Annotated in this window: 26 protein-coding genes; 18 read left to right on the top strand and 8 right to left on the bottom strand. The window is 57.8% G+C overall.

Features of this window, described 5'->3' with window-relative positions; all coding sequences use genetic code 11:
• The first annotated feature begins 235 nt into the window (after positions 1-235).
• Positions 236-1099, top strand: a complete 864-nt coding sequence (locus JJO78_RS16115; RefSeq protein WP_269400002.1) for a DUF6160 family protein — start codon at positions 236-238, stop codon at positions 1097-1099.
• A gap of 61 nt (positions 1100-1160) precedes the next feature.
• On the opposite strand, the gene JJO78_RS16110 is transcribed toward JJO78_RS16115, so the two are convergent.
• The 3 genes from JJO78_RS16110 to JJO78_RS16100 all read right to left on the bottom strand — a co-directional run bounded on the left by JJO78_RS16110 (position 1161) and on the right by JJO78_RS16100 (position 3915).
• Positions 1161-1955 carry an ABC transporter ATP-binding protein gene (locus tag JJO78_RS16110; protein WP_007152408.1) on the bottom strand — a complete coding sequence of 265 codons (795 nt, stop codon included), beginning with the start codon at positions 1953-1955 and terminating at the stop codon, positions 1161-1163.
• A gap of 9 nt (positions 1956-1964) precedes the next feature.
• Positions 1965-2867, bottom strand: a complete 903-nt coding sequence (locus JJO78_RS16105) for an ABC transporter permease (protein ID WP_007152407.1) — start codon at positions 2865-2867, stop codon at positions 1965-1967.
• 61 nt (positions 2868-2928) lie between these two features.
• Positions 2929-3915, bottom strand: coding sequence for an ABC transporter substrate-binding protein (locus tag JJO78_RS16100; RefSeq protein ID WP_269400001.1), 987 nt, complete (start codon positions 3913-3915; stop codon positions 2929-2931).
• A gap of 300 nt (positions 3916-4215) precedes the next feature.
• On the opposite strand from JJO78_RS16100, the gene JJO78_RS16095 reads away from it, so the two are divergent.
• Together JJO78_RS16095 and JJO78_RS16090 are read left to right on the top strand one after the other, a co-directional pair.
• On the top strand, positions 4216-5883 hold the full coding sequence (locus JJO78_RS16095) for an AMP-binding protein (protein ID WP_269400000.1): 1668 nt from the start codon (positions 4216-4218) through the stop codon (positions 5881-5883).
• Positions 5884-5955: 72 nt separating this feature from the next.
• Complete coding sequence (locus JJO78_RS16090; protein WP_041333170.1) at positions 5956-6441, top strand: thioesterase domain-containing protein; 486 nt, start codon at positions 5956-5958, stop codon at positions 6439-6441.
• Positions 6442-6477: 36 nt separating this feature from the next.
• On the opposite strand, the gene JJO78_RS16085 is transcribed toward JJO78_RS16090, so the two are convergent.
• Positions 6478-8160 (bottom strand): ABC transporter permease, encoded by a 1683-nt coding sequence (locus JJO78_RS16085; protein WP_091642017.1) that lies wholly within the window; start codon positions 8158-8160, stop codon positions 6478-6480.
• Between the two features lie 88 nt (positions 8161-8248).
• A complete protein-coding gene (locus tag JJO78_RS16080) occupies positions 8249-9262 on the bottom strand; it encodes a Fe(3+) ABC transporter substrate-binding protein (RefSeq protein WP_075196866.1) in 1014 nt (337 codons plus the stop codon).
• A gap of 196 nt (positions 9263-9458) precedes the next feature.
• Here JJO78_RS16080 and JJO78_RS16075 point away from each other — a divergent pair, with 196 nt between their 5' ends.
• The 3 genes from JJO78_RS16075 to JJO78_RS16065 all read left to right on the top strand — a co-directional run bounded on the left by JJO78_RS16075 (position 9459) and on the right by JJO78_RS16065 (position 11835).
• On the top strand, positions 9459-9731 hold the full coding sequence (locus tag JJO78_RS16075; RefSeq protein WP_036208246.1) for a PilZ domain-containing protein: 273 nt from the start codon (positions 9459-9461) through the stop codon (positions 9729-9731).
• Positions 9732-9746: 15 nt separating this feature from the next.
• Complete coding sequence (locus JJO78_RS16070; protein ID WP_269399999.1) at positions 9747-10346, top strand: hypothetical protein; 600 nt, start codon at positions 9747-9749, stop codon at positions 10344-10346.
• Positions 10347-10527: 181 nt separating this feature from the next.
• Positions 10528-11835, top strand: coding sequence for an HD-GYP domain-containing protein (locus tag JJO78_RS16065; protein ID WP_269399998.1), 1308 nt, complete (start codon positions 10528-10530; stop codon positions 11833-11835).
• Positions 11836-11857: 22 nt separating this feature from the next.
• On the opposite strand, the gene JJO78_RS16060 is transcribed toward JJO78_RS16065, so the two are convergent.
• Positions 11858-12994 (bottom strand): organic solvent ABC transporter permease, encoded by a 1137-nt coding sequence (locus tag JJO78_RS16060; protein ID WP_269399997.1) that lies wholly within the window; start codon positions 12992-12994, stop codon positions 11858-11860.
• Between the two features lie 257 nt (positions 12995-13251).
• On the opposite strand from JJO78_RS16060, the gene JJO78_RS16055 reads away from it, so the two are divergent.
• Genes JJO78_RS16055 through queF form a run of 3 tightly spaced genes read left to right on the top strand, consistent with a single transcriptional unit; the run spans position 13252 to position 15810 of the window.
• A complete protein-coding gene (locus JJO78_RS16055) occupies positions 13252-14199 on the top strand; it encodes an ABC transporter ATP-binding protein (protein WP_036208221.1) in 948 nt (315 codons plus the stop codon).
• Entirely contained in the window at positions 14196-14969 is a 774-nt protein-coding gene (locus tag JJO78_RS16050) for an ABC transporter permease (protein WP_036208218.1), read from the top strand. The genes JJO78_RS16055 and JJO78_RS16050 overlap by 4 nt, the downstream gene beginning before the upstream one ends.
• A gap of 22 nt (positions 14970-14991) precedes the next feature.
• The gene (gene queF, locus JJO78_RS16045) at positions 14992-15810 is read left to right on the top strand and encodes an NADPH-dependent 7-cyano-7-deazaguanine reductase QueF (protein WP_036208215.1); all 819 of its coding nucleotides are present in this window, start codon (positions 14992-14994) and stop codon (positions 15808-15810) included.
• An 18-nt stretch (positions 15811-15828) separates the two neighbouring features.
• Here queF and JJO78_RS16040 read toward each other — a convergent pair whose 3' ends face one another.
• Together JJO78_RS16040 and JJO78_RS16035 are read right to left on the bottom strand one after the other, a co-directional pair.
• Positions 15829-17265, bottom strand: coding sequence for an adenylate/guanylate cyclase domain-containing protein (locus JJO78_RS16040; RefSeq protein WP_213479874.1), 1437 nt, complete (start codon positions 17263-17265; stop codon positions 15829-15831).
• On the bottom strand, positions 17266-17577 hold the full coding sequence (locus tag JJO78_RS16035) for a DUF962 domain-containing protein (RefSeq protein WP_036208209.1): 312 nt from the start codon (positions 17575-17577) through the stop codon (positions 17266-17268).
• Between the two features lie 158 nt (positions 17578-17735).
• Between JJO78_RS16035 and JJO78_RS16030 the strand changes: the two genes are divergently transcribed.
• The 9 genes from JJO78_RS16030 to JJO78_RS15990 all read left to right on the top strand — a co-directional run bounded on the left by JJO78_RS16030 (position 17736) and on the right by JJO78_RS15990 (position 25542).
• A complete protein-coding gene (locus JJO78_RS16030) occupies positions 17736-18293 on the top strand; it encodes a nitroreductase family protein (RefSeq protein ID WP_228210712.1) in 558 nt (185 codons plus the stop codon).
• 204 nt (positions 18294-18497) lie between these two features.
• On the top strand, positions 18498-18896 hold the full coding sequence (gene flgB / locus JJO78_RS16025) for a flagellar basal body rod protein FlgB (protein WP_036208203.1): 399 nt from the start codon (positions 18498-18500) through the stop codon (positions 18894-18896).
• 34 nt (positions 18897-18930) lie between these two features.
• Positions 18931-19380: a flagellar basal body rod protein FlgC gene (flgC, locus tag JJO78_RS16020; protein WP_036208201.1), complete on the top strand. Its 450-nt coding sequence runs from the start codon at positions 18931-18933 to the stop codon at positions 19378-19380.
• An 18-nt stretch (positions 19381-19398) separates the two neighbouring features.
• Entirely contained in the window at positions 19399-20076 is a 678-nt protein-coding gene (locus tag JJO78_RS16015; protein WP_269399996.1) for a flagellar hook assembly protein FlgD, read from the top strand.
• A 27-nt stretch (positions 20077-20103) separates the two neighbouring features.
• Positions 20104-22002, top strand: coding sequence for a flagellar hook protein FlgE (locus JJO78_RS16010; RefSeq protein ID WP_273624101.1), 1899 nt, complete (start codon positions 20104-20106; stop codon positions 22000-22002).
• Positions 22003-22084: 82 nt separating this feature from the next.
• On the top strand, positions 22085-22837 hold the full coding sequence (locus tag JJO78_RS16005) for a flagellar basal body rod protein FlgF (protein ID WP_273624099.1): 753 nt from the start codon (positions 22085-22087) through the stop codon (positions 22835-22837).
• Positions 22838-22922: 85 nt separating this feature from the next.
• Entirely contained in the window at positions 22923-23711 is a 789-nt protein-coding gene (gene flgG, locus JJO78_RS16000) for a flagellar basal-body rod protein FlgG (protein ID WP_036208192.1), read from the top strand.
• Between the two features lie 29 nt (positions 23712-23740).
• Entirely contained in the window at positions 23741-24448 is a 708-nt protein-coding gene (gene flgH / locus JJO78_RS15995; RefSeq protein WP_085680869.1) for a flagellar basal body L-ring protein FlgH, read from the top strand.
• Positions 24445-25542 (top strand): flagellar basal body P-ring protein FlgI, encoded by a 1098-nt coding sequence (locus JJO78_RS15990; protein WP_136634111.1) that lies wholly within the window; start codon positions 24445-24447, stop codon positions 25540-25542. Before flgH ends, JJO78_RS15990 begins: the two co-directional genes overlap by 4 nt.
• The last annotated feature ends 1 nt before the right edge of the window (position 25543 follow it).

The raw sequence follows: 25543 nt of genomic DNA, 5'->3' as shown, positions 1-25543 counted from the left end.
ATGCTTGAATATCCTGAAATGCCCGCAGAAACGCCGCGTTGAGGCATTTTACTTGAAACCACTAGATGTTGTGGTCAAAAACTGCGCAGCGAAAAATCTGAAAAAAGGTTCATAAAGTCAGTTAAATGTGACCGATGCACGTACCCGTTTTGTACCTGTCGCTAAAGTAGTGATGTGGAGTCGTAAGAGGTAGTGGCCCACAGGAAGTGAAAACTACTATAAAAGGAACATAATAATGAAAGGCCTGAAACGAACACTGCTTGCGCTGGGCGTCGCAGGGTTGCCTGCTGCCGCAATGGCAGACATTGTGATGCTGGAGGACAGCGCAATGGGGAACATTACCGGCCAGGCCGGTGTGGTCATTGAGTTGGAAGACCAGACAACGGGAAACATCACCGGTCAGGGAGGCATATCCATTGAGCTTGAAACCAAGATCAATATGGATCGCTTCATCTACACCGATGAAGGCTCGCTAACGGTCAGTGATATCAGTATTGGCGGTGCGGAACGGACAGACTTCTTTGGTTTCAATGGCCTGGGTGGGCCGGATTCCAATGATCTTCTGGACAACATCCGTATCGATATTGATGTGCTCGCCGACGGCGATGCGGCCATCAATATCCGCCCGCAATTCTTCAATGCCATAGATTTCCGTGTGACCTCCGGTGCGTGGGAATTGTGGGGGCAGGGCGCCCAGAACACGGCACTGATGGACAACCTGTTCATCGAGGGTGTGCTGGGGCGTGGTTCTATCCACATTGATACAGACACCGACATCATGCGGCTACGTTCGGCGTTCGCTATTGAAGTGATGGATTTCGATGTGCCGTTTGCGGCCGTGGGCATTCGTGGCCTTTCATTGACCGGTGCGGACTACGACCAGACCTTCCCGAGCGTGTTGGATCTGTTCGCGGAAGTGGACCTGTACATCTACAACGGCCAGCGTGCAGACGGTGGTTCCTCCCTGGCGATCGATATGCCCAGCTTTGCGGCGGACATCGGAATGCAGGAGGTGATTGTGGGGCAGGCCTCGATCGGCCAGATCTTTATTGATGACCTGGCGATCACCAATACCCAGATGCGGGTGTACGGTCACTAGTGACCAAACTGTCTACGGGGCATGCAAGGTGCCCCGTAGACGAGTTTGCCGGCGAGCGTGATCAGCCCAACAACAAACTGTCGTCGTCCACTTCCAGCCCGCGCTGCTTCTCGAACAGTTCCAGCAGGTCTTTCACTTCCAGTCCTTCCCGGTCCTGGCCGGCGATATCGAACACCACCTGGCCCTGATGCAGCATCACTGTGCGGTCGCCCACTTCCAGCGCCTGTTTCATGCTGTGGGTGACCATCAGCGCGGTGAGCTTCTGTTCTTCGATGATCTGTGTGGTCAGGTCCAGCACGAAGGAGGCGGTTTTCGGGTCCAGCGCGGCGGTGTGTTCGTCCAGCAACAGGATGGCGGAGGGTGTCAGGCTGGCCATCAACAGGCTTACGGCCTGGCGCTGGCCGCCGGAAAGCAGGCCCATCTTGTCGCCCAGACGATTTTCCAGGCCCAGGTTGAGGGAGGCCAGGCTGGATTTGAACTGGTCCATGTAGCGGGCTTTTACGGCTGCGCTCAGCCCACGGCGCTGGCCACGTTTGATGGCCAGGGCGAGGTTTTCCTCGATGGTCAGGCCTTCACAGGTGCCGGCCAGCGGGTCCTGGAATACGCGGGCTACCCGGCCGGCACGCTTGTGGGTGGGCAGCTTTGTCACGTCCTGGTTGTCGACGATGATGTTGCCGCTGTCCACCATCACCTCACCGGCGAGGGCGTTGAGGAAGGTGGACTTGCCGGCGCCGTTGCTGCCAATCACGGTGACGAATTCGCCCTGGTTGACGGTCAGGCTCATGCCTCGCAGGGCCGGGTTTTCCAGCGGCGTGCCCTTGCCGAAGGTGAGGGTCAGGTCGGTTGCTGTAATCATGCTTCCTCCTCAGGCCTTTTTGCGGGTAAACCGCGCGGCAACGGACGTGCGAACACCGGGCAGCACAATGGCCAGGGTGACCAGCACGGCGGTGATCAGGTTCAGGTCCTGGGCCTGTAGCCCCAGGAAGTCAGCGTTCAGCGCCAGGGCAATGGCCAGGCGGTAGACGATGGCGCCGATAACACAGGCAATCAGGGCTCGGAGAACTGTGGACGGCGTAAGCACGGCTTCACCACCGATCAGTGAGGCCAGGCCGATCACGATCACGCCCACACCCATGGTGACGTCTGCAGCGCCCTGGCTCTGGGCGAACAGGGCACCGGCGAGGCCTACCAAGCCGTTAGAGACGGCAACCCCCAGCACAATCATGGCACCGGTGGCGATACCTTGTGCACGGGCCATTCGCGGGTTTGCGCCGGTGGCGCGCATGGCCAGCCCGGTTTCGGATTTCATGAAACGCCACAGCAACAACAGGCTTACCATCACCACGATGATGAACAATAGTACCGGCACCTGATGGTAGGCCAGGCCAAGGTCGTACCAGGGTGTGAGCACGGTTTCCTCGGTGAGCAGGGCAATGTTGGGCCGGCCCATGATGCGCAGGTTCACGGAATACAGCGCGATCATCGTGAGGATGGACGCCAGCAGGTTGAGAATGTTGAGTTTGACGTTCAGCAATGCGGTTACCGCACCGGCACCCATGCCGGCGATAACGGCAGCGCCGGTGGCCAGCCAGGGGTTAACGCCTTCAATGATAAGGACTGCTGCCACGGCGGCGCCCAGGGGAAAACTGCCGTCCACGGTCAGGTCCGGGAAGTCCAGTACGCGAAACGAAAGGTAGATACCGAAGGCGACCAGCCCGTAGATCAGGCCGGTTTCGATGGCGCCATAAAAGGCAATGTTACTAAGCATGGGATAGGGTCACCGTAAATGAAAACGGGCAGCCCTTGTGAGGCTGCCCGCTAACAGTGGGTTACTTGTCGCTGTTTACGACTTTTTTCGCGTCGCTGATCAGGTCGTCGGACAGGGTAATGCCCATGCGCTCTGCGGCAGCGGGGTTCACGAACAGTTCCAGGGTGTCCACGGATTCCACATCCATGTCACCGGGGTTGGCACCTTCCAGGATGCGGGCCACCATGGCGCCGGTCTGGCGGCCGTGGTCGTAGTAGTCGAAGCCAAGGGCAGCAACGGCGCCACGGCCGACGGTGGCGGTGTCAGCGGCGAAGACCGGAATGCTGGCACGCTCGCCCACGGAGATGACGGCTTCCACGGCGCTGATCACGGTGTTATCGGTGGTCAGGTAGATGGCGTCTGCTTTGCCCACCAGGGAGCGGGCAGCACCGAGCACTTCCGAGGTCTTGGTGGCGGCGGCTTTAACCAGTTCCATGTCACGGGCCTGCAGTCGCTCTTCAAGCAGCTCCACCAGAGCCACTGCGTTGGCTTCGCCGGGGTTGTAGACGGTGCCGATGCGTTTGGCGTCTGGCACCACCCGCTCGAGCAGGTCGAGGTGGCGTTCGATGGGCAGCATGTCGGTCACGCCGGTGATGTTGGCTCCCGGAGCCTTCAGGCTTTTCACCAGCTTGGCGCCGACTGGGTCAGTCACCGCTGAGAAGACCACTGGAGTCTCGCGAGCGGCGGCGGCCATGGTCTGGGCCGACGGCGTGGCGATGGCGACGATCACGTCCGGGCCTTCACCCACGAATTTGCGGGCAATCTGTGACGCGATGGCGGCGTTGCCCTGGGCGCTTTCGTGCATGATACGAACCTGTTCGCCGTCGTTATATCCCTGTGCTTCCAGTTCGTCCCTGATGCCCTGGTAGACAGCATCCAGTGCCGGATGCTCCACAATCTGGGTGATGGCGACTACTCGCTGTTCGTCGCTCTGTGCCATGGCGGGTGCAATGGCCGCCATTGCCAGTAGGGCGGTGCCGATCAGCGTACGCAGAATCTTGTTAGCCATAAACCGGTCTCCGGGTCTGTTCAGACTGTTTGGGCGCGCCGGGAGATCGAACGCGCGTTTTATAATGGGGCGGGAGTTTATCACAGGCTATTGGATTGATGGGTAAGGGAAGGTACCTTTTACAGGGATTTGCGCGGCAGTATGCCGGCCAAAAGTACATGTGAAGTGGAATAGTTTTAGTTCCGTCACGTTTTGACGGTGACGGCTGTGGTGAAATAGGCTACTAAAGTCTAATGCAGTGCAGCCCTTACATAATAAAAACACCGATAACTCAAAAATAACACAACGCAAGGAAGGTCCATGGACACTACTGACAAACTCCCCCTGGATATGGTTTATCACTGGGAACACGCCAAGGCGGATTCCCTGTACATGACTCAGCCCATTGGCGACGGCAAGGTTGTCGAATACACCTGGAAGCGTGCGGTGGATGAAGCCCGCCGGATGGCCTCGTACCTGAAATCCCTGAACCTGCCGGAAAAGAGCCGGGTCGGGATCATATCCAAGAACTGCGCGCAGTGGATTATGTCGGACTGGGCCATCTGGATGGCCGGACACATTTCCGTGCCGCTGTACCCGACCCTGAATGCGGATACGGTGAACTACATCCTTAACCACAGCGAATGCGACGTTCTGTTTGTCGGTAAGCTGGACGACTGGGACCAGATGAAGTCCGGCGTGCCGGAGTCCGTGCGTTGTATTTCCTACCCACTGAGCCCGCCCAACGACTTTGAAACCTGGGACGACCTTGTGGGCAAGTACCCGCCACTGGAAGAGAACACCCAGCGGGATGTGGATGAACTGGCCACCATTGTGTACACCTCTGGCAGCACCGGCCGGCCGAAGGGCGTTATGCTGAGCTTTCGTAATATGGCATTTGCGGCCGCCGGTGGCACCCAGGTGCTGGGCGTTGGCGCGGAAGAGCGCATGCTGTCCTACCTGCCGCTGGCGCACGTTTTCGAGCGCACGTTTGTGGAGCTGGGCTCGCTGTACTCCGGTTTCCAGCTGTTCTTTGCCGAGTCGCTGGATACCTTTGTCCAGGATCTGCAGCGGGCACAGCCGACGCTGTTCCTGTCAGTCCCCCGCCTGTGGGTGAAGTTCCAGCACGGCGTTCTTCAGAAGCTGCCCAAGGAGAAGCTGGAAAAGCTGCTGAAGGTTCCGCTGCTGAACAAGGTGATCAAGAAGAAGGTGCTCAAAGGGCTGGGCCTGAACAAGGTCAAACTGGCTGGCAGTGGCTCCGCACCTCTTTCCAACGATGTGCTGGACTGGTACCGCAACCTGGGGCTGGAACTGCTGGAAGGCTACGGCATGTCCGAGAACTTTGCCTATTCCCACATGAACAAGCCTGGCCGTTCCCGCACCGGCTACGTGGGTGAAGCACTGCCCGGCGTGGAAATGAAGATCAGCGACGAGGGCGAAGTGCTGGTGAAAAGCCCGGCCACGATGATGGGGTACTACAAGGACGAAGAGAAAACCCGCGAAACGTTCTCAGAGGACGGTTTCCTGAAAACCGGCGACAAGGGCGAAATCGACGAGATGGGACGCCTGAAGTTGACCGGCCGCATCAAGGAAATCTTCAAGACCAGCAAGGGTAAGTACATCGCCCCCGCACCGATCGAGAACCGCCTGATGTCTCATGAGGCCATCGAAATGGTGTGTGTTTCCGGGGCCAACCAGACGCAACCCCACGCGCTGGTGATGCTGGGCGAGGAGATTCGTCCGAAGATGGCTGATGAAGCATTCCGCAAGGACATCGAGGCCAGCTTCAAGCAGTTGATTACAGACGTGAACAAGACCGTGGACCCTCACGAGCAACTGGCGTTCATTACCGTGGTCAGCGATGAATGGTCCATCGAGAACAGCTTCCTGACCCCGACACTGAAGCTGAAGCGTAATGTGGTGGAGGATGCGTATCAGGAAAATGTGGACTCCTGGTACGCAAAACGTGAGCCGGTCATCTGGCAGTAGAGAAAACCGACGTAAGTCGCATAGGGAAAGCGCTGAAACGGGCATAAACTGAAGACATATTCAGGAGGGAATATGACTCAGTTAGCCCGGTTTCAGAAACGCATTTATGACATGATTCCGCTCTCGGAAGCATTGGGTGTGGAGCTGGTTTCCTATGACGGCCATGCGTTGTTGGTCAGTGCTCCGCTGGCCCCCAACCACAACCACCAGGGGACCGGCTTCGGGGGGAGTGTCTACTCGGTTGCAGTGATTTCCGCCTGGGGGTTGGTTGAGCTGGTATTGACCGACCTGGGATTGGCCGGAAAGGTGGTGATCCAGGTAGGTGAAATTGAGCACATTGAACCGGTAGACACGAACTTCTTCGCCCTGTGCCGCCTTCCCGGCGGTGAAGTCCCTGACCGATTCCGAAAAAGCCTGGCCCGCCACGGCAAGGGCAGGCTTTCCCTGATTGCTGAAGTGTACTGCGGCGAACCCACCACGGAACCCGTCAGAGAACCCGTTGCGGTTTTCCAGGGCCGTTTTGTGGTTCAGGGCGCGCATTCCCGTTCGGTGATCTAAGCGGACTTCCCGGCTGCCGCTTGAAGGCGGCGAACGTCAGCTAATGGCCCGGGTGTCGGAAATGGACTTGCTCATGAGGATGATCGGAATGATGCCGGCCAGCACGATAATCAATGCCGGCAGGGCGCTGTGGGCGAGCTTCTCGTCCGAGGCAAACTGGTACACGTAGGTGGCCAGGGTTTCAAAATTAAAGGGCCGCAGGATTAACGTCGCCGGCAGCTCCTTCATACAGTCCACGAACACCACCAACGCCGCCGTAATCAAGGTGCCCCGCAACATCGGCAGGTGAACCTTCAGCAGTGTGTTGCCCGGTGTATGGCCCAGGGACCGGGAGGCCATGTCCATACTGGGTGTAATTTTCTGCAGGGCACTTTCCACGCTGCCAGCGGAGACCGCCAGGAAGCGAACGGTATAGGCGAACACCAGCGCAAATGCGGTACCACTAAGCAGCAGCCCACTGCTGACCCCGAAGTTGTCCCTCAGGATGCCATCCACCCAGTTGTCAAAACCGGCCAGCGGCACAATCACACCCACTGCGAGCACGGCCCCGGGCATGGCGTAGCCCAGGCTGGACAGCCGCATCATCACGCGCATGCCCCGGGTATCGTGCAGGCGGCGGCTGTAGGCGAGGGTGACGCCAATGATCAGCGTGGTCAGCGCGGCGGTTCCCGAGAGAAACAGGCTGTTGAGCGTGTTGCGGACGAAGTCCGGGTTCCAGCTTTCGTCGAAGTACTCCCAGGCATAGTGGCCAAGAGTGGCTGCCGGCAGCAGGAAACCGAAGATCACCGGAACGGCGCAGACGGCCACGCACACCCACTGGCGCGGGCGTGAGAGGGTAAAGCGACGGATTGGCTCGCGGTTGTCCCGCGCTGCGAATTGTTGCTGTTTGCGCCGGGAATAGCGCTCCAGGGTCACCAGGATAACGACGAAGGCCAGCATGGTGGTGGCAATCTGCGCGGCGCCTCCCAGGTTCCCCAGGTTCATCCAGGTGTCGAACAGCCCGGCGGTCAGGGTTTGTACCGCAAAGAAATCCACCGTACCGAAGTCGTTCAGGGTTTCCATCAGTACCAGCGACAGGCCAACCGCTACGGCAGGCCGGGCAATCGGCAGCACAACCCGGAAGAAGGTGCTGATGGCGGAATGCCCCAGGCTACGGCTGACCGCAAACAGGGAAGGGGATTGCTCCAGGAACGCGGCCCGTGCCAGCAGGTACACATAAGGGTAGAGCACCAGGCCGATCATCAGGGTGGCGCCTTCCAGGCTGCGGATTTCGGGGAACCAGTAGTCGGCGGCGTTGTGCCAGCCAAACCAGTCCCGCATGGCGGTCTGAACCGGCCCGGCGTAATCCAGAAGGCTGGTATAGACATAAGCGATGACATAGGCAGGCACCGCAAAGGGTAGCAGCATGGCCCATTCAAAAAACTTGCGACCGGGAAAGTCGCACATGGTGACCGCCCAGGCGCTGGCGAGGCCGATAACCAGCGTGATGAAAGCCACGCCGGCCATGAGTTGGAGTGTGGTAACCAGATAGCGGGGAAGCGTGGTGTCCAGCAGGTGAGGCCAGATATTCTCTTCCGGAAACAGCGCCAGGATAAGCACCGACAGTACCGGAAGCGCCACGATGGCGGTGGTCACTGCGGCGGTGATCAGCCAGCGTTTCGAGGTCCGTTTTGCCAGCAGGGGGTATCTCGCCCCGGTCTGTTCAATGGCCTCGGACATAGGTTTCCTTTGGGTGAATTGGGAATAGGGTGCGGATTGTACAAAAAAGCCGGGACCTGAGTCCCGGCTTTTTCAATACAAGGATGGTTTAGTTGTCGTAATCGACGCGATCAACCATCTTCACCGCTGCGCTGCGGTTCTCCGCGATTTCCTGGAGAGACAGGTCGTCCGGGTTAATCTCACCCCATTCGGCCACCATGCCGGAGGGCTTTACGTCGGGGTTGGCCGGGTATTCGGTGTTGGCCTCGGCGTAAATCTGCTGTGCCTTGGGCTCTGACAGGAACTCCATCAGGCGGATGGCGTTGTCACGGTTGGGCGCACTTTTGGTCAGGGCGATACCGCTGATGTTGATGTGAGTGCCACGGCCAGCTGCGTTGGGGAATACCAGACGTACGGACTCAGCGGCCTCGCGCTGGTTCTCGTCGTTCAGCATGTTGCCGTAGTAATAGCTGTTACCGATGGCAATGTCGCACTCGCCGGCATGGATGGCCTTGATCTGGTCGCGGTCGCCGCCCTGGGGCTTGCGTGCCAGGTTGTCTTTCAGGCCTTCCAGCCACTCTTCAGTGGCTTCTTCGCCATGGTGGGCGATCATGGAGGAGAACAGGGCAATGTTGTAAGGGTGCTTGCCGCTGCGGGTACAGATGCGGTCATCCCACTTTTCATCCGCCAGTTGCTCGTAGGTAGTGATCTCGCCTTCTTCAACACGTTCCTTTGAGGCATAGATCAGCCGGCCGCGGGTGGTGAGGGCGAACCACTTGCCGTCAGGATGACGAAGGTTCTGCGGGACGTTACTCTGCAGGGTTTCGTTTTCAATGCCTTCAACGAGGTCGCGCTCAACCAGCTCGTTGATGCGGGAGATATCCACCGTCATCACCAGGTCCGCGGGGCTGTTGCGTCCTTCACGCTCCAGTCGCTCTGCCAGGCCTTTCTTGGCGAAGACGACGTTGGTTTCGATACCGGTTTCTTCCTGGAACGCATTCAGCAGCGGTTCCAGCAGGTAAGCCTGGCGGTAGGAGTAGATGTTGACCTCGCCGTCAGCGCTGGCCTGCAGGGGCAGCGCGCAGGTTGCTGCGATGGCAGTCGCCGCAAGTTTCATTTTCATGGTAGGTATTCCTTTATGGTTTTGGGTAAGGGGTGATCTTTATACGTGTAGTGAGACGTAATGGTAGTTAACAATGCCAACTATTCTTATTTGTGTTGCGCTGAGTGTCAATACACCGTTGCCAACTTATCGCGGAAATGGTGTTATGCTTCGGAAGACTATAAAAACTATGTAAAAAGTGGTGGGCATACAGACTATGGTTGGGAATGATCGAAGAGTGCACGGTCGCACAGCAATGAGTGCGAAGGTTCGGGTTACCCATGAAGAACTTGGTGAATTCGTGTTCTCAACCAGGGACATTTCCGATGGCGGCGTTTTTATTGTTGTCGACACCGAACCCTTCGCACCGTCGATCGGTGACAGTGTTCAGGTTCAGGTGCAGGGCCTTCCGGTGCCTGCTCCCGTGCTGGATATGGTGGTGGTACGTAAGACCAACGACGGTTTTGGTCTACAGTTTGCGGATCAATAGACGGTGCTCACCTGAATGATATTCAACAGATTTTTCCTCCCTATGCGGCTTATCGTCGCCGTTCTGCCAGTTGTCCTGAGTGGGTGCGCATCCTATTACACCCACTACGCGGTGTTTCCCGCTGAGAATTCGGCTGGCGAAGATCGCCAGGTAAAATTGACGTGGCAGACTGCCGAATACCCCGGCTGGTGGGTGGCGGATAACCGGTCCACACCCATTACCGTCGAAACCCAATGCAGCGCCCGTGAATGGCGTCTGGTGGATGACAGCCATGAAGACGCCGCCGACCAATCCTGCGGCGAGGGTATCCGGGCCTGCGGTAACGAAGGGCTGGACCGTGTTGCCCGCACGGGTGCGTCGGCAGCTGGCAAGCGCTGCATGACGATAAATGCGGACGATCCGGCGGCACGCGTCACCGATATTGGTTCGTCACTGGATCTGCTGGTGTCCTGTGAGCCCGTCAAGACCGTTCGGGGTAGTGGCGATGATGCCGACAACATCGACTATATCCGGGCTTCAACGGTGCCTTACACTATCTATAGCCGCAAATCCCCCCGTGGATCACTTCACGCCCGGCCGCCGGAACTGGATGATTCGGTTTGTGACGACGAATAGCCGGGCAACGACTTGTCAGTAATGTGAATGGTGTCACGTTGCTACATTTTGTTTCCTGATGATAGTTTCGGTTACTCCCTGTCGCGTTCCGGTTACTTCACACTACATAAATGTAATGGACTCTTTCTGAGCGGGCGTCACAATAGTGATTATCGATTCGTGCACGTGTTAGAGGTGTCCCGTGGGAGTCCGTCAAAAGAAAATTGCTGTACACGATCTGGAGATTGGCATGTTTGTGTCCGATCTCGATCGCCCGTGGCATCAGACGCCTTTCCCCATCCAGGGCTTTCACATCCGCTCCCAGAACGACGTGCGTTCGCTGGTGACTCACTGCAAGTGGGTGATTATCGATGAGGCCGAGGTTCGCGAGGCCATCGATCAGAGCAAACCCGGAAATCGCATCTTCAGGCGCCCGAGCAAACGCTCAGGGCATGATCGAGATTCGGTACAGTTGCCGCCTCTCAATATCAAGGAGCCGGTCAAGTACGACTCCGTAACGACCATGCGCAGAGAACTGAAGGTGTCCAAGAAGCTGATGATCGATGCGGAAGCGTCGCTGAATCAGGTTTTCGAGGCCATTCGTCAGCATGAAACGCCGGACCTTCGGGGGGTGGCTGTCGTCACCCAGAAAATGGTTTCCAGCGTTGTTCGCAATCCCGATGCCATGCTGTGGCTCAGCCGCACCCGTCACCATGACAACTATACGTATCGGCACTCCCTGAATACGGCAGTATGGGCGCTGGTCTGTGGTCGTCAGTTGGGTCTGAATGAAGGCCTTCTCAATCACCTTGGGCTGGGCTGCCTGCTGTCTCAGGTTGGCAAGCTGGACCTTCCAGCCCGCATTCTTGCCAATGAGGGCAAGCTGGATTCCGAGGACTTCTCCGTGTATCGCACTTACGTGGAGCGCGGTGTTGCGAAGCTTGCGGACAGCGGTTTATCCCGTGCGGTTCTCAGTGTTGTGCAGGGCCACCGCGAACGGCATAACGGATCCGGTTTCCCGGAAGGTGTCCGGGGCGACCGGATTCCACTGCTGGCCAAGGTGGCGGGGCTGTCGGAGTATTTCGAGACACTGATTGGCCCGCGGACTTCGGCGGAGCCCATGACGCCGGCCCGCGCGGTGACGCTGTTGTATGAAATGCGCAACATTGAATTCCAGGAGGACCTGGTGGAGCAGTTTATCCAGGCCATTGGCATTTACCCCACCGGCAGCCTGGTTGAGCTTAACGATGGCCAGCGCGGTATTGTGGTTTCCCATGCGCCGGAGCGTCGGTTGTGGCCGAAGGTTATGGTGATGACGGACTGCTATCACCGGCCGTTGAAGTCCGCCCGGATCGTGGACCTTGCAAAATACAATGAAGGGCGTGGCGCGCATGACACCCTGACCGTGGCCGAGTGCCTGCCCCATGGCACGGAAGGGTTGAATCCGGAGCACTACGACGTCACTGGTGCGGAGTCCCGCTGGAACCTGTCACGCATTGTCGGCGCCTGATACGGCTCGGGTTATCGAGCAATTATTGAATAAGTACCCTGAGCTGTTTCTTCACCCATCGGTAGGTACCTTCGGGGCGGAAGTTCACCAACAGCTCGGATTCTCCTCCGGATTCACCCGCAACAAAATACTCCACAGACGCTGACTGCCAATCGAAAGAGTGCACCACCACATCCTGATCGCGGGTGCTGATGGCTTCGATGGTATCCAGTTGCGGCTGATCGGCTATCTTGCGTACCCGCACGGTTTTGATGGCGGTGTCCGATGCGGGGAATTCTGCCACATAATCGTCCAGGTAATAACGGTTGGCCAGTTTGGTGCTGATGGTGTCCAGTTCCCGCGTGAGATAACCCTCGGCGTCCTCGGCATCCACATCCTCCAGGCTGCGAACGGCGTTGAGGATGCGATCGCGCTTGCTTTGCAGGTCCTCCCGATACTCGACGTCTTCGTCACGGTCCTCTTCTTCGTCCGGGCGAGGGTCCGCGTTGGCGATTTCCTCTTCGGTGGGTGGGTCTTCACAAAGCTCATCGTCGGCTGGGTAGAAGCAGATGCTTTGCAGCAACTGGTTGGCGGGAGACGGCGAGTTGCCGCCTTCGGCGAAGTCGCTTTCAGGAACATTGAAGTCGATCGGCGCGTCCAGGTCGGGTAGCGCGGCATTCAGTTGCGTAATAACCCGCTCCCGTATGTCGATGCCCTGGCCATTGGAGAGGTTCAGGCTCCAGTTGAGCGCCAGTAGAAACCGCGTCATGTTGATCAGGGTAACTTCATCCTGGATCAGTTGCTGTTCTGTCAGTCGGTGGTTCTGCAGTCCTTCGTCGGTGGTGCCTGGTATCTCCAGCGCGGTTCGCAGGTCCGGGAAGAATTCCAGAGGGGTGACAATGGACCGCGCGGGAATCCCATCCGCCAGTTGCAGGTTGCCGACGCGAAGGCTGATCCGTTCGCCGGGGTAGTAGTTGAAGCGTCCGTTGGCGTCAGTGGTGCCGTTGCGGCTGGCTGTGGAATAGGTAAGCCCGGAGATACCCGCCGGCATGAGCTGCCCCGTGCGTGAGCCATCATCTCCGCCGCTGCCGTCGCCACCGAAGCACCCGGCCAGTAGGACCGTTAATGCGAGCGGGCAAATCAGAGACGGTAATGCAGATGTGTAGTGAACGGATCTCATGGTGGCGCGTACATTCCCTGGCGTTCGGTCGGTGGTGCAAGACCTTTTGTAAGTTGTTGTAACCGGCATTATAAGGACGGCATTGGTGCCATATCGGGAAACCTGTCGCAGTTTGGGGTTTTAGTCGGTATAGCAGGATTGCGCCGAACTACTTGAATTTCACTTTCCGGGCCTCCAGTTATAGCTTTTGTTTTTTCTATTCCACTATTGGGCGCGGCAGCAGCATTGTCGGTGGCCCCTGCAGCTCTGGATTCACTATGACCAACGCACTTGAAATCGAAGGTCTGGTCAAGACCTATGGCGACGGCTTCCAGGCCCTGAAAGGGATTGACCTGCATGTCGCCGAAGGTGACTTTTTTGCCTTGCTAGGACCCAACGGGGCGGGGAAGTCCACCACCCTTGGCATTGTTTGCTCACTGGTGAATAAAAGCGCGGGCAAGGTTCGGGTATTCGGATCTGACATCGACACCCATCTATCGGACGCCAAACTGAACCTGGGTGTTGTGCCCCAGGAGTTCAACTTTAACCAGTTTGAGAAGGTGTTCGACATTGTGACCACCCAGGCGGGCTATTACGGTATTCCTCTGAAGAAGGCATCGGAGTCCGCAGAAAAGTACCTGCGCCAGCTTGGGCTCTGGGATAAGCGCAATACGCCGGCCATGATGCTGTCGGGGGGCATGAAGCGGCGGCTGATGATTGCCCGGGCGCTGGTGCACGAACCCAAGCTGCTGATCCTGGATGAGCCCACGGCCGGGGTGGATATCGAGTTGCGCCGCTCCATGTGGACGTTCCTGGAAGAGATGAACCGACAGGGCACCACCATCATCCTGACCACCCACTACCTGGAGGAAGCGGAAGCCCTGTGCCGCAATATTGCCATCATCGACCACGGCAAGATCCTGCGTCACACCAGCAAGCGAGCGTTGTTGCAGCAGTTGAGCTCTGAAACCTTCGTGCTGGACACCGCCGAGCCGTTGACGGAAGCACCGGTGCTCGACGGTTTCTTCAGTCACATGGATGACGAGGGCGCCCTGGTGGTGGATGTGGAAAAGGGCCAGAGTCTGAACGGCATGTTCATCCAGCTGGAAGAGCAGGGCGTTCGCGTGGTCAGCATGCGCACCAAGGCCAACCGACTCGAAGAGCTGTTTATCCGCATGGTTGAGGACAACAACCCCCGTAACGCCACCCAGGGAGAAACCGCATGAGAACGGATGCGATGCTGACCGCGTATAAAACCATCGTCACCCGTGAAATCCGTCGCTTCATGCGGATATGGCCACAAACCCTGTTGCCACCGGCGGTCACCATGACGCTGTACTTTATTATTTTCGGCAACCTCATTGGCTCGCGCATCGGGGTGATGGGCGGCTTCGATTATATGGCGTTCATTGTTCCAGGGCTGATCATGATGTCGGTGATCACCAGTTCCTACGCCAACGTGGTGTCGTCGTTTTTCTCCATGAAGTTCCAGCGCAGCATTGAGGAGTTGCTGGTGTCACCTGTGCCCAACTGGGTGATCCTCGCCGGCTATGTTACAGGTGGTATGTCCCGGGGGTTGGGCATTGGGTTGATCGTAACGCTGCTGTCACTGGGCTTTACGCAGTTGTCGATCCATCATCTGCCGATGGTGATCCTGACGGTGTTCCTGACATCGGCGCTGTTTTCGTTGGGTGGTTTCATCAACGCCATGCTGGCGACTAAGTTTGATGATATTTCCATTGTGCCGACCTTTGTTCTGACACCGCTGACTTACCTGGGCGGAGTGTTCTACTCGATCGACATGCTGCCGGGGTTCTGGCAAGGGGTGTCGATGATCAACCCGATACTCTACATGGTGAATGCCTTCCGCTACGGTATTCTGGGCGTGTCGGATGTTAATCCCTACGTCGCCCTTGGTATGATTCTGCTGTTTATTGCCATTCTGTCTGCCATTTCCCTGCGCATGTTGGCGCGCGGTAAGGGCATACGTCACTGATGAACGTTTCCCAGGATTGATCATGGCCCTTAATGATGCCCCGCTGGGCAAATCCAGCGACTACCCGGATGCCTACGATCCGCAATTGTTGTTTCCCGTGGCACGGGAGGAAAACCGTCGCCGCATCGGCCTGGAGGATGGCCGCTGGCCCTGGTTCGGGGAAGACTTGTGGCAGGCCTGGGAGATTTCCTGGTTGCGCACCGGGGGCGTGCCCGCAGTCGCCTGGGCGGAAATTCGGGTGCCTTCGGCGTCGCCGTCGATTATTGAGTCCAAGTCTCTCAAGCTGTACCTGAATTCCCTGAACCAGACGGTGTTTTCCTCCGCCGATCAGGTTCGGGATGTGATTGCCCGTGACCTGTCGAGCGCAAGCGGTGCGGCGGTCAATGTAGACCTGCACAGTGTTGATCAGGGAGCGAGAGCGGTCGGTCGGCCGGAAGGCTTCGTGCTGATCGACGACGAGGATGTGGAATCCGTGGGCTACGACTACAACCCGGACAGCCTACAGGCGACGGGTGATGTGGTGTCGGAGAAACTGTGCTCGCACCTGCTGAAAAGCAATTGCCCCGTCACCGGCCAACCGGACTGGGCAACGGTGCTGATCGATTACACCGGCCCGGCGATGGACCGGGCAGGGCTGCTGCAATACATCGTGAGTTTTCGCCAGAAGCAGGACTTTCATGAGCATTGTGTGGAAACGATGTTTACCGACCTGATGGCCCGTTGTCAGCCGCAGAAGCTGTCGGTGTGCGCCCGTTATACGCGAAGGGGTGGTCTGGATATCAACCCCTGGCGCAGTACCGACCCGGAAGAGGCGGTAGGGCCACGGTTGATCAGGCAGTAGGTGTAAAGGCGGGAACGGTCAGGAATCCTCTTCCTGGCGCAGTCGCTCAGCGGCATCCTCGAGCGCAGACAGGATGGACTCCCGTTCCCGTTCGGTGATTTTTTCCGAATCCAGGTACATGGCAAAGCCGCTGCGTTCGTGCTCAAGGAAACTGCGGTTGGGGCCCATGTCGCGGCGGAAATCCACCACTTCGTAGATGGAGACCGGGCGGCCGAAGCCTTTAACCGTGATCTCGCCCTTGTCGCGGCACATGATGCGGTCCTTGATCAGCGAGAAGGTTTCGTAGGAGATCAGGATTTCACCGGGTTCAGCCAGGGATTCCAGGCGGCTGGCCAGGTTCACTTCCTTGCCGATGATGGTGTAGTCCATGCGGTTCTCGGCGCCGAAGTTGCCAACGGTGGTGTAGCCTGTGCTGATGCCCATGCGGATTTCCAGCGGTGTCTTGATACCCTGGCTGCGCCATTTCTGCCGCATGATTTTCATGTGTTTACGCATTTCCACCGCCATGGACACGCAGGCGAAGGCGTCTTCTTTCTGGCCCCGGCTGGTGGGGTCACCGAAGAAAATCATGATGGAATCGCCAACGAACTTATCGATGGTGCCGCCGTATTTGAGGGCCACTTCCGACATTTCGTTGAAGTAGTGGTTCAGCAGTTCCGTCAGTGCTTCCGGCTCCATCTCTTCGGACAGTTCTGTAAAACCCTTGATGTCGGAGAAGAAGACGGCCAGTTTCTTGCGTTGTGTTTCCAGCCGCACGTCTCTTTCACCGGTAAAGATGGACTGCCACACCTGCGGTGACAGATACTTGGAGAGTTTGTGGGACAGGGCAATGGATTGTTCCCGCTGATTCTGGATCTGGGTTTTTGCCATCATCAGCGCGCGGGCCTGCTGGTGGGAATAGAACGCAGTCACACAGATATAAAGGCCGGTGGCACTGATCGCGATAATGCTGGTGATCATCGGCGACTGCAGTGACTCGGCGGGGCCCACGATGGCAACGCCGATGGCGCCGCAGGCGGCCATGATCATGGTGCCTAGCAGCCACTGGCGGATGCCGCCCACAATCAGGCAACTGAACATCAGCATCAGTGCCACGGCGACCGAGGGTATCGCAATCAATCCAATGCAGCCGACGAATCCACCCCCGATGGCGCAATCCGTTAACAGCATTTTCTGGCGAATACGGGATGAGTTACGGAGAAACGTTCGTCGGGTAAGTTGATGGGCAATGTGTGGCCAGGTCAGGGCGCCTGAAAGCAGCCACAGCATCCACAGGCCGAAGACGTCTTGCAGTACGCCTGACACAATAATGCCGGCGGTCGCCGTATACGCCAGTATCCTGCCGTTGTAATCCGGCATGGGCGGGATGGCAATTGGATGGTTCTGCGCGTCAAGCACGGCGGCCTTGCTGGCATTGGTACTGGCGTTACGCAGGTCAATCGGTGCGCTCATCATTCAGAAACGGATCCGCCCGACGAGCATATCTCTGAACATCACCCAATCGCCCATCAGGCTGTACAGTGGGTGTTTGAAGGTGGCAGGTCGGTTTTTCTCGAAGCCATAGTGGCCAACCCAGGCAAACCCGTAGCCGATGACGGGCAGGAGCAACAGATAGAGGAACTTGGCCGTTACAATGGCGTAGAGTGTAACGAGGATAACCAGTAGGCTGCCGACGAAGTGAAGCCTGCGGCAGTTTACATCGCTATGTTCTTCAAGGTAGTACGGATAGAAGTCCGCGAAATTGCGGAATGTTTGCTGTTGGCTCATAGGGCGTCTACCGGCTCGCTTATCGTTTTTAAGGTAGATAGTACTGTCTGATAGTGGAAAGTACTTAGACTAAAGACTAACAGTAAACCATCTGTCCCACAATTCATACGGTCGTTTGGCCCGAACTGACGTATTGAAATCAACCACAGCGAGGCGATATGACAGCAGTAATGGAAGCCCTGTTAAAACGATCTTCAGAGCCACGCCTGGAGGCGCCAGCACCGGACCCGGCAACGCTTGAAAATGCCTTTGCCTGCGCCGCGAGGGCGCCGGACCATGCGCTGCTTCGGCCCTGGCGGTACCTGATTATTGAGGGAGACGAGGCATTGAACGCCCTGGGTGAATTGTTTGCCGCCACCTGTGGCGACGGCGCCTCGGAAAAGGAGCGGCAAAAACGCTGCAAGAAGGCACTGCGGGCGCCTATGGTGATCGTTGGCATTGCGTCTTACCAGTCCCATCCCAAGGTACCGGAGATCGAGCAGTCCATGTCGGCCGCGGTGGGGATGGGGTATTTGTTGTTGGCTCTGGAGTCCGCCGGGTTTGGAGGCATGTGGCGTACCGGTGCCATGGCGCACGATCCAGCTATCAAGCGAGGCTTGGGGCTGCAGGACAATGAGATCATAACCGGATTTCTGTATACCGGCAGTGTCAGTGCGAACAAGCCCAGCATACCCAGGCCTGAACCCAAAGAGTTTGTCAGGCGCTGGCCCCACTAGTTGCCGCCCCGTTGCCCCCGCCCCCGGCGCGGGGGAAATCCCTTGCCGCTTTCCGCCCTCAATTTACGATTCGAATAAGCCGATACCTGCCTCAGCCCGCACACCACAACATCTCCTGAAAACTGGCATTGCGATTGCTTTTACCTCTGCAAGAACGCACAAACGGCAAAACGACCAACGCCGTGTGCAGGAATCGGAGGCACTATGGCAATTTCCCTGGACAAAGCATTAGGCATTCATCAGCACGCCCTGGAAGGCAGGGTAAAGCGTGCGGAGGTGTTGGCCAACAACCTCGCCAACGCAGATACCCCGGGCTATAAGGCGCGGGATGTGGACTTTCAGGCGATGATGCAGAAGGCCCAGGACAGCATGAGTGGTTTCGGCATGACCCGTACCCACGAGTCCCATATGGACACCTCGCCCATGGGCGCCGACAGCGAATTGCTCTATCGGGTACCGCACCAGCCGTCCGTGGATGGCAACACGGTGGATGCCCAGCAGGAGCAAACCCGTTTCATGCGTAATGCCATGGATTACCAGGCCAGTTTCCAGTTCCTGGACGGAAAGGTTTCAGGCATCAAAAAGGCACTCTCTGGCCAGTAAAACTGGGCGCAGCCATTAATTGAGGAGCACCATCATGTCTCTGGGTAATATTTTCGACATCGCCGGTTCCGGTATGACAGCCCAGTCGCTGCGGCTGAACACCACTGCGTCCAACATCGCCAATGCCGAGACGGCCAGTTCCAGTACGGATCAGACCTATCGCGCCCGCAAGCCTGTTTTCGCGGCGATACAGCAGTCCATGCTGAATCCGTCTCAGCAGAGCATGGCGTTTGGCAGCGACAATGGCCCGGGGGCAGGCGTTCGGGTTGAAGGCATCGTCGAGAGTGACGCCGAGTTGCAGATGCGCTACGAGCCTGATCATCCCGCCGCGAACGAGGATGGGTACGTGTTCTACCCCAACGTCAACGTGGTTGAAGAAATGGCGGACATGATGTCGTCGTCGCGCAGCTTCCAGATGAATGTGGACATTATGAACAGCGCCAAATCCATGATGCAGCGTATCCTGACCCTGGGTCAGCAGTAACCGAGCGAGGATTGAATCATGAGCGTAGTGAAAAACACGACAGACGCTTCGGATGTGCTGAGCCAGTATCGAGTGCAGCAGGATCAGGCCAAGAGCGGAAGTGAGCTGGGCAAGAACGAGTTCATGGAATTGATGATCGCTCAGCTCAAAAACCAGAACCCTCTTGAACCTCAGGACAACGGCGAGTTCATCTCCCAGCTGGCGCAGTTCAGCTCCCTGGAGGAAATGCAGAGCCTGTCCGGCAGTGTCGACGATATGGCCAGCCAGTTCCGCTCCACCCAGGCACTGCAGGCCTCTGCAATGGTCGGGCGTACGGTCTTGGCACCGTCATCCATTGGCGTGCTTGGCGCGGACGGTGAGATATCCGGCAACGTTTCCGTTCCGGCAACCACATCCGGGCTGAGAATCACCATTGAGAATGAGTCCGGTGAGCAGGTTCGGCAGATTGATATGGGTGAGCAGCAGCCTGGCCAGACAGCGTTCAGCTGGGACGGCAAGGATGGCAACGGCAACAGTTTGCCACCCGGACGCTACAAGGTGGTGGCAGAGGCTTCATACCCGGGCGGGCTTGAACAATTGGGCACCATGGTCAGCGCCAATGTCGACAGTGTGTCGTTGGGGCAGGGTGGCAGCATTACCCTGAACCTGGCGGGGATGGGCTCGATCGCTCTGCAAGATGTTCAGCAAATTAATTGAAACCGGTGAAACAGTAAGAGGTGAAGTATGGCTTTCAATACAGGTCTTAGCGGCTTAAGGGCGTCATCGGTTGATCTGGATGTCACCGGTAACAACATTGCCAATGCGAGCACAGTAGGCTTCAAGAGCAGCCAGGCGCAGTTTGGCGACTTGTATGCCAGTGGTTTCCTGAGTGCCGGCACCAATCCGATCGGGGACGGTGTACGGGTACAGGATGTGAAACAGAATTTTGGGCAGGGCAATATCAGTTTCACCGATAACGGCCTCGACCTTGCCATCAACGGTGACGGCTTCTTTGTGCTGAACAACGGCGGTGAAGTGCGGTATTCCCGTGCCGGCCAGTTCGGTATCGACAAGGACGGCTTTGTCACCAACAACCAGAACATGCGGGTTCAGGGTTTCGTCGCCGATGATGACGGTAATCTCTCCGGTATTCGTGGTGACCTGCAGATTGAAACCGATAACCTGGCACCCCGCCGTACGACCAGCCTGCGCTCGGACCTGAACCTGGATTCCCGGGAAACCGTGTTGGAACGCCGAGTTGCCGATATGGGTGATTACACGGCTCCCGCCGGGTCCACCGGTTTTCCGTCTGAAACCTTCGAAATCACCTACGCAGATGGCAGCGTGGTGAGCGTGCCCATCAACGCAGCGGGATCGACTGATTTCTCAGCGGCTGACGTCGTGGATGTGCTCAATGGGCAGGACGGTCTCTCTGCCTCCGCAACCACTACCTATGAGGGGATGTCCGAAGCGGATTTGAACGCCGCCATTGCGGCTGGCAACTTCAGCTTTGACCTTGCGGTAGGCGGGGTTACTGTGCCCGTGGATACGACGGGTGTGACCGATGCCGCTTCGCTGGTCAGTGCGATCAACAACGCCCAGGCGCCGACGATCTCGGCGTCACTCACAGGCGGTAACCTGAGGCTGATCGACAACCGCGGCAACAACGTCACCGCCGGTTTTACCAGCGACGGCCCGAACCAGGCGCCGGAGACAACCGTTGGCACGGTGAGGCCACAGGCCGATCGTGAGATTACCGATATTGCGTCAACCAGCGGTGCCACGAACCTCACGGATTCATGGAACGCGCGCAACATTGAGATCACCAACCAGTTCAATCCGTTGGATCAGCGTACCTACAATCACGCAACATCGACCACCGTTTACGACAGCCTGGGCAACTCTCACGAGATGACCCAGTTCTATGTGAAGCAACCCGCCCCAGGTAATGGTGTGGGTGTGAGTGAATGGTCCGTATACCTGCAGATCGACGGTGAGTTCGTGGCCGGAACCGATCAGAACCCGTACCAGGCTCGCTTTGATCAGGACGGCGAGTTGCAGTCCGTGAACGGTGATCCCAACGGCGAGATTCTGATCAGTGACTGGACGCCGAAAGATGCCGACGGCACTCCGAACGGCGCAGATGGCCCTCCAGGACCGGGTGATAATATCACCACGCCAATTCCAGAGCCGCCGACCACTTCGGCCTTCGTGCTGGACCTTGGCAATACCACCCAGTACGGGAGTAACTTTGGGGTAAACGACCAGCGTCAGAACGGGTATGCCACCGGCAGGCTGTCGGGTCTGGATGTGTCGGACCAGGGTGTTCTGTTTGCCCGGTACACCAACGGTCAATCCCAGTCCCTGGGACAGGTAGCGTTGGCTTCATTCAACAATACCAACGGTCTGTCGCCGGTGGGCGAAACCACCTGGGTTGAAACCTTCGAGTCCGGCCAGCCGATTATCGGTGCGCCTGATACCGGAACCCTGGGGTCGATCAAAGCCAGCTCCATCGAGGAGTCCAACGTGGACCTGTCGGCGGAACTGGTAAACCTGATCATTGCCCAGCGTAATTACCAGGCCAACGCCAAGACGATCGAGACCTCCGACGCCGTTACCCAGACGGTGATCAACCTCCGCTAATCCTGAAATGTGAACATGGCACAACTCCTGCTAGAACATAGGAAAGACTGGAAACAGTCAATATTCCGGCAGGAGTTTTCCCATGGACAAAGCCCTCTATATAGGAATGTCCGGCGCCAAGCAGAACATGCTGTCCCAGCGCGCCCACGCCAATAACCTGGCAAACGTCAGTACCACCGGTTTCAAGGCGGATTTCGCCCAGGCCCGCAGTATGCCGGTTTTTGGTGAGCATCATCCCACCCGTGCCTATGCCATGGCCGAGAGGCCTGGAACAGACCTTTCCGCCGGTGCATTGATGGACACTGGCCGCAAGCTGGATGTCGCCGTTGAAGGTGATGGCTGGCTGGCCGTGCAGAATCAGCAGGGCGAGGAAGTATTCACCCGTTCCGGCAGCATGCAGATCGACGTCAATGGCCTGATGCGTCTCTCCAGCGGAGAGATGGTCATGGGTAATGGCGGACCGGTGGCACTGCCGCCGTTCGATAACGTGCAGATTGGCGCGGACGGAACCATTTCCGTGGTTCCTGTTGGCGGTCCGCCGGACCAGTTGGTTGAGGTGGATCGACTGAAGCTGGTGAACCCACCCCGGGACACGCTGGAAAAAGGTGCAGATGGCTTTATCCGTCGCAAGGCGGACCAGGCGCTGGATGGTCCAGAGCCGCCTGATGCCAATATGCGCGTCGCGTCGGGGTTTCTGGAAAGCTCTAACGTGAACGCCGTGGAGGAGATGATCTCCAACCTGCAGTTGTCCCGTCAGTATGAGATGCAGGTAAAGATAATGACCACCGCCAACGAGAATGCCGAGGCGTCGGCACGACTGTTGCAGAACCTTTGATAAATCCTATGAACATCGCCCGGGTGAGCGCAGAAGCGGCAAAAATCGGCCGCATTGAAGACGCCCCCGGCAAGGAGTAGACGACATGCATCCAGCACTTTGGGTCAGCAAAACCGGGTTGAGCGCGCAGGACACCAATATGTCCACGATCTCAAACAACCTGGCCAACGTGAACACCACCGGTTTCAAACGCGACCGCGCGGTGTTTCAGGATCTGCTGTACCAGATCGACCGGCAACCCGGTGGTCTGAATACCCAGAACTCGGAGCTGCCGTCCGGTCTCCAGCTGGGTACCGGTGTTCGCATCGTCGGCACCTCCAAGCAGTTTTCCCAGGGCAACCTGGAAGTCACCGAGCAGCCCCTGGACATGGCGGTGAACGGCCGTGGGTTCATGCAGATTCTGCTTCCAGACGGGCAGATTGCCTATACCCGTGATGGTCAGTTCCAGCTGAACTCCAACGGCGACATCGTCAACCCCGACGGTTACACCCTGGAGCCGAACATCAACGTTCCGGAGAACGCCACCAATATCACTATCGGCAAGGACGGCACAGTAACGGCGGTTACCGATGACCAGGCGGCCCCGGTCAACCTGGGCGAAATTACTTTGGTTGATTTCATCAACCCTCAGGGCCTGCAGGCAATCGGTAACAACCTGTTCAAAGCAACCAATGCCAGTGGTGATCCCGCCGAGGGTGAGCCTGGTATCGGCGGCCTGGGCACACTGGAGCAGGGCATGGTGGAGGCCTCCAACGTGGAAGTGGTGGAAGAGTTGGTGAATATGATCACCACCCAGCGCGCCTATGAAATGAACTCAAAAGTGGTCTCCGCAACCGACCAGATGCTGCAGTTCATCACCAACAACATTGGTTAACCGGTAGCGGACGGCAGGAAGGGGGAATCATGACACCCATTATTACCAACAACAGAACGACCAGACATCACGGCGGCACCTTTGCGCTGGTGGCGATCCTGGTTGTCCTTCAGGGGTGTACCGCCATGAGCCGGCCACGGGCTGTTCCGGATGATCCGCAATACGCGCCAGTCCGCGCGGAAGCGATGATGCAGCGGGACCCGGAATCCGGCGCTATCTACCAGTCCTCACGGAACTACAGTCTCTATGGCGATACCGTGGCTTTGAACGTCGGTGACATCCTTACGGTGACCCTCGAAGAGTCGACCCGCGCCAGCAAGAACGCTGAAAGCAGCATTACCAAAGACAATGAGATTTCCATTCTGGACCCGCGCATTCTGGGCCGAAGCAATCTTGACCTGGGCACCGACATTGATCTGGAACGTGATTTTGAAGGCCAGGCGGAAGCGGACCAGAGCAACAGCCTGAATGGCAATATCACCGTAACCGTCACGGAAGTCCTGCCAAATGGCGTTCTCCATATCCGTGGCGAGAAATGGCTGTCCCTGACCAACGGTGATGAGTATATCCGCCTGACTGGTCTTGTTCGGCCGGAGGATATCTCGCCGGACAACACCGTGGCGTCCAATCGTATTGCTGATGCCCGTATTGCCTACGGCGGTACCGGTGATTTCGACCAGGCTAACCAGATGGGCTGGCTGGCGAGGTTCTTCAACAGTGAGTGGTTCCCGCTATGAAAATGCTGAGGCTTGGGATACTGATGATTGCGCTCTCCGTGATCGCAGCGCCGGTGCTGGCGGACCGCCTGAAGGATCTGGCGCGCATCAAGGGTGTGCGTAACAACCAACTGGTCGGCTACGGGCTGGTGGTTGGCCTGGACGGTACTGGTGATAAAGCGCCGTTTACCAACCAGACCTTTCGCAACATGATGACCCAGTTCGGCATTACCCTGCCGCCGGGCGTGAACCCCAATCTTGCCAATGTGGCTGCGGTTACCATTACTGCGAATCTGCCGCCCTTCGCCAAGCCAGGCCAGGAACTGGACATCACAGTGTCGTCCATCGGCAATGCCGACAGCCTGCGTGGCGGTACCCTGTTGATGTCGCCGTTAAAGGGGGCCGACAATCAGGTCTATGCCATGGCTCAGGGTAGCCTGGTGGTGGGTGGCTTCGGTGCCCAGGGCGCCGACGGTTCGCGGATTACCGTAAACGTTCCCAGCGTTGGTCGGATTCCCAATGGCGCCACCATCGAGCGGGAGGTAATGTCGCCCTTTACCCGTGGCGATACCATCACCTTCAACCTGTTGCGAGCTGACTTCACGACGGCTCGCCGGGTGGTGGAAGCGATTAATGGTCATTTGGGCCCGGACATGGCGTATGCCCACGATGCGACCTCGGTCTCCGTCAAGGCGCCGAGGGACCCATCCCAGCGCGTAAGCTTTCTGTCGATTCTGGAAAACATTGAGGTTAATCCGGCGGAAGACGCTGCCAAGGTGGTGATCAACAGCCGCACCGGCACCATTGTGGTGGGGCAGAACGTCAAGGTCAGCCCGGCGGCGGTGACCCACGGTAACCTGACCGTCACCATTGAAGAGAATCCCGAAGCCAATCAGCCAAACCCGTTCACCGATGGTGAAACGGTGATCGAGCCCAATACCCAGATCGCCATTACCGAAGACCCGGCCCGGATGTTCCAGTTTGGCCCGGCGGTCACCCTGAACGAGATTGTCCAGGCCGTGAACCAGGTAGGTGCGGCGCCCGGTGACGTAATGGCGGTGCTCGAAGCCCTCAAACAGGCCGGTGCCTTGCGCGCTGAGCTGATTGTGATTTAGG

It is taken from the genome of Marinobacter sp. DS40M6 (assembly GCF_028581595.1).
Lineage (GTDB): Bacteria > Pseudomonadota > Gammaproteobacteria > Pseudomonadales > Oleiphilaceae > Marinobacter > Marinobacter salarius.
Note: the sequence above shows the minus strand (reverse complement) of the source record. Positions and strands in the feature narration are given on the sequence as shown.

Bases quoted from the DNA above. Each gene is read 5' to 3' on its own strand.
- JJO78_RS16060 (WP_269399997.1), bottom strand. From the start codon at position 12,994: ATGAGATCCGTTCACTACACATCTGCATTACCGTCTCTGATTTGCCCG.
- JJO78_RS15990 (WP_136634111.1), top strand. From the start codon at position 24,445: ATGAAAATGCTGAGGCTTGGGATACTGATGATTGCGCTCTCCGTGATC.
- JJO78_RS16080 (WP_075196866.1), bottom strand. From the start codon at position 9,262: ATGAAAATGAAACTTGCGGCGACTGCCATCGCAGCAACCTGCGCGCTG.
- JJO78_RS16010 (WP_273624101.1), top strand. From the start codon at position 20,104: ATGGCTTTCAATACAGGTCTTAGCGGCTTAAGGGCGTCATCGGTTGAT.
- JJO78_RS16100 (WP_269400001.1), bottom strand. From the start codon at position 3,915: ATGGCTAACAAGATTCTGCGTACGCTGATCGGCACCGCCCTACTGGCA.
- JJO78_RS16115 (WP_269400002.1), top strand. From the start codon at position 236: ATGAAAGGCCTGAAACGAACACTGCTTGCGCTGGGCGTCGCAGGGTTG.
- flgC (WP_036208201.1), top strand. From the start codon at position 18,931: ATGTCTCTGGGTAATATTTTCGACATCGCCGGTTCCGGTATGACAGCC.
- JJO78_RS16095 (WP_269400000.1), top strand. From the start codon at position 4,216: ATGGACACTACTGACAAACTCCCCCTGGATATGGTTTATCACTGGGAA.
- queF (WP_036208215.1), top strand. From the start codon at position 14,992: ATGGCCCTTAATGATGCCCCGCTGGGCAAATCCAGCGACTACCCGGAT.
- JJO78_RS16030 (WP_228210712.1), top strand. From the start codon at position 17,736: ATGACAGCAGTAATGGAAGCCCTGTTAAAACGATCTTCAGAGCCACGC.
- JJO78_RS16015 (WP_269399996.1), top strand. From the start codon at position 19,399: ATGAGCGTAGTGAAAAACACGACAGACGCTTCGGATGTGCTGAGCCAG.
- flgH (WP_085680869.1), top strand. From the start codon at position 23,741: ATGACACCCATTATTACCAACAACAGAACGACCAGACATCACGGCGGC.
- JJO78_RS16090 (WP_041333170.1), top strand. From the start codon at position 5,956: ATGACTCAGTTAGCCCGGTTTCAGAAACGCATTTATGACATGATTCCG.
- JJO78_RS16035 (WP_036208209.1), bottom strand. From the start codon at position 17,577: ATGAGCCAACAGCAAACATTCCGCAATTTCGCGGACTTCTATCCGTAC.
- JJO78_RS16040 (WP_213479874.1), bottom strand. From the start codon at position 17,265: ATGATGAGCGCACCGATTGACCTGCGTAACGCCAGTACCAATGCCAGC.
- JJO78_RS16070 (WP_269399999.1), top strand. From the start codon at position 9,747: ATGATATTCAACAGATTTTTCCTCCCTATGCGGCTTATCGTCGCCGTT.
- JJO78_RS16005 (WP_273624099.1), top strand. From the start codon at position 22,085: ATGGACAAAGCCCTCTATATAGGAATGTCCGGCGCCAAGCAGAACATG.
- JJO78_RS16085 (WP_091642017.1), bottom strand. From the start codon at position 8,160: ATGTCCGAGGCCATTGAACAGACCGGGGCGAGATACCCCCTGCTGGCA.
- JJO78_RS16105 (WP_007152407.1), bottom strand. From the start codon at position 2,867: ATGCTTAGTAACATTGCCTTTTATGGCGCCATCGAAACCGGCCTGATC.
- JJO78_RS16110 (WP_007152408.1), bottom strand. From the start codon at position 1,955: ATGATTACAGCAACCGACCTGACCCTCACCTTCGGCAAGGGCACGCCG.
- JJO78_RS16055 (WP_036208221.1), top strand. From the start codon at position 13,252: ATGACCAACGCACTTGAAATCGAAGGTCTGGTCAAGACCTATGGCGAC.
- flgB (WP_036208203.1), top strand. From the start codon at position 18,498: ATGGCAATTTCCCTGGACAAAGCATTAGGCATTCATCAGCACGCCCTG.
- JJO78_RS16050 (WP_036208218.1), top strand. From the start codon at position 14,196: ATGAGAACGGATGCGATGCTGACCGCGTATAAAACCATCGTCACCCGT.
- JJO78_RS16075 (WP_036208246.1), top strand. From the start codon at position 9,459: ATGGTTGGGAATGATCGAAGAGTGCACGGTCGCACAGCAATGAGTGCG.
- flgG (WP_036208192.1), top strand. From the start codon at position 22,923: ATGCATCCAGCACTTTGGGTCAGCAAAACCGGGTTGAGCGCGCAGGAC.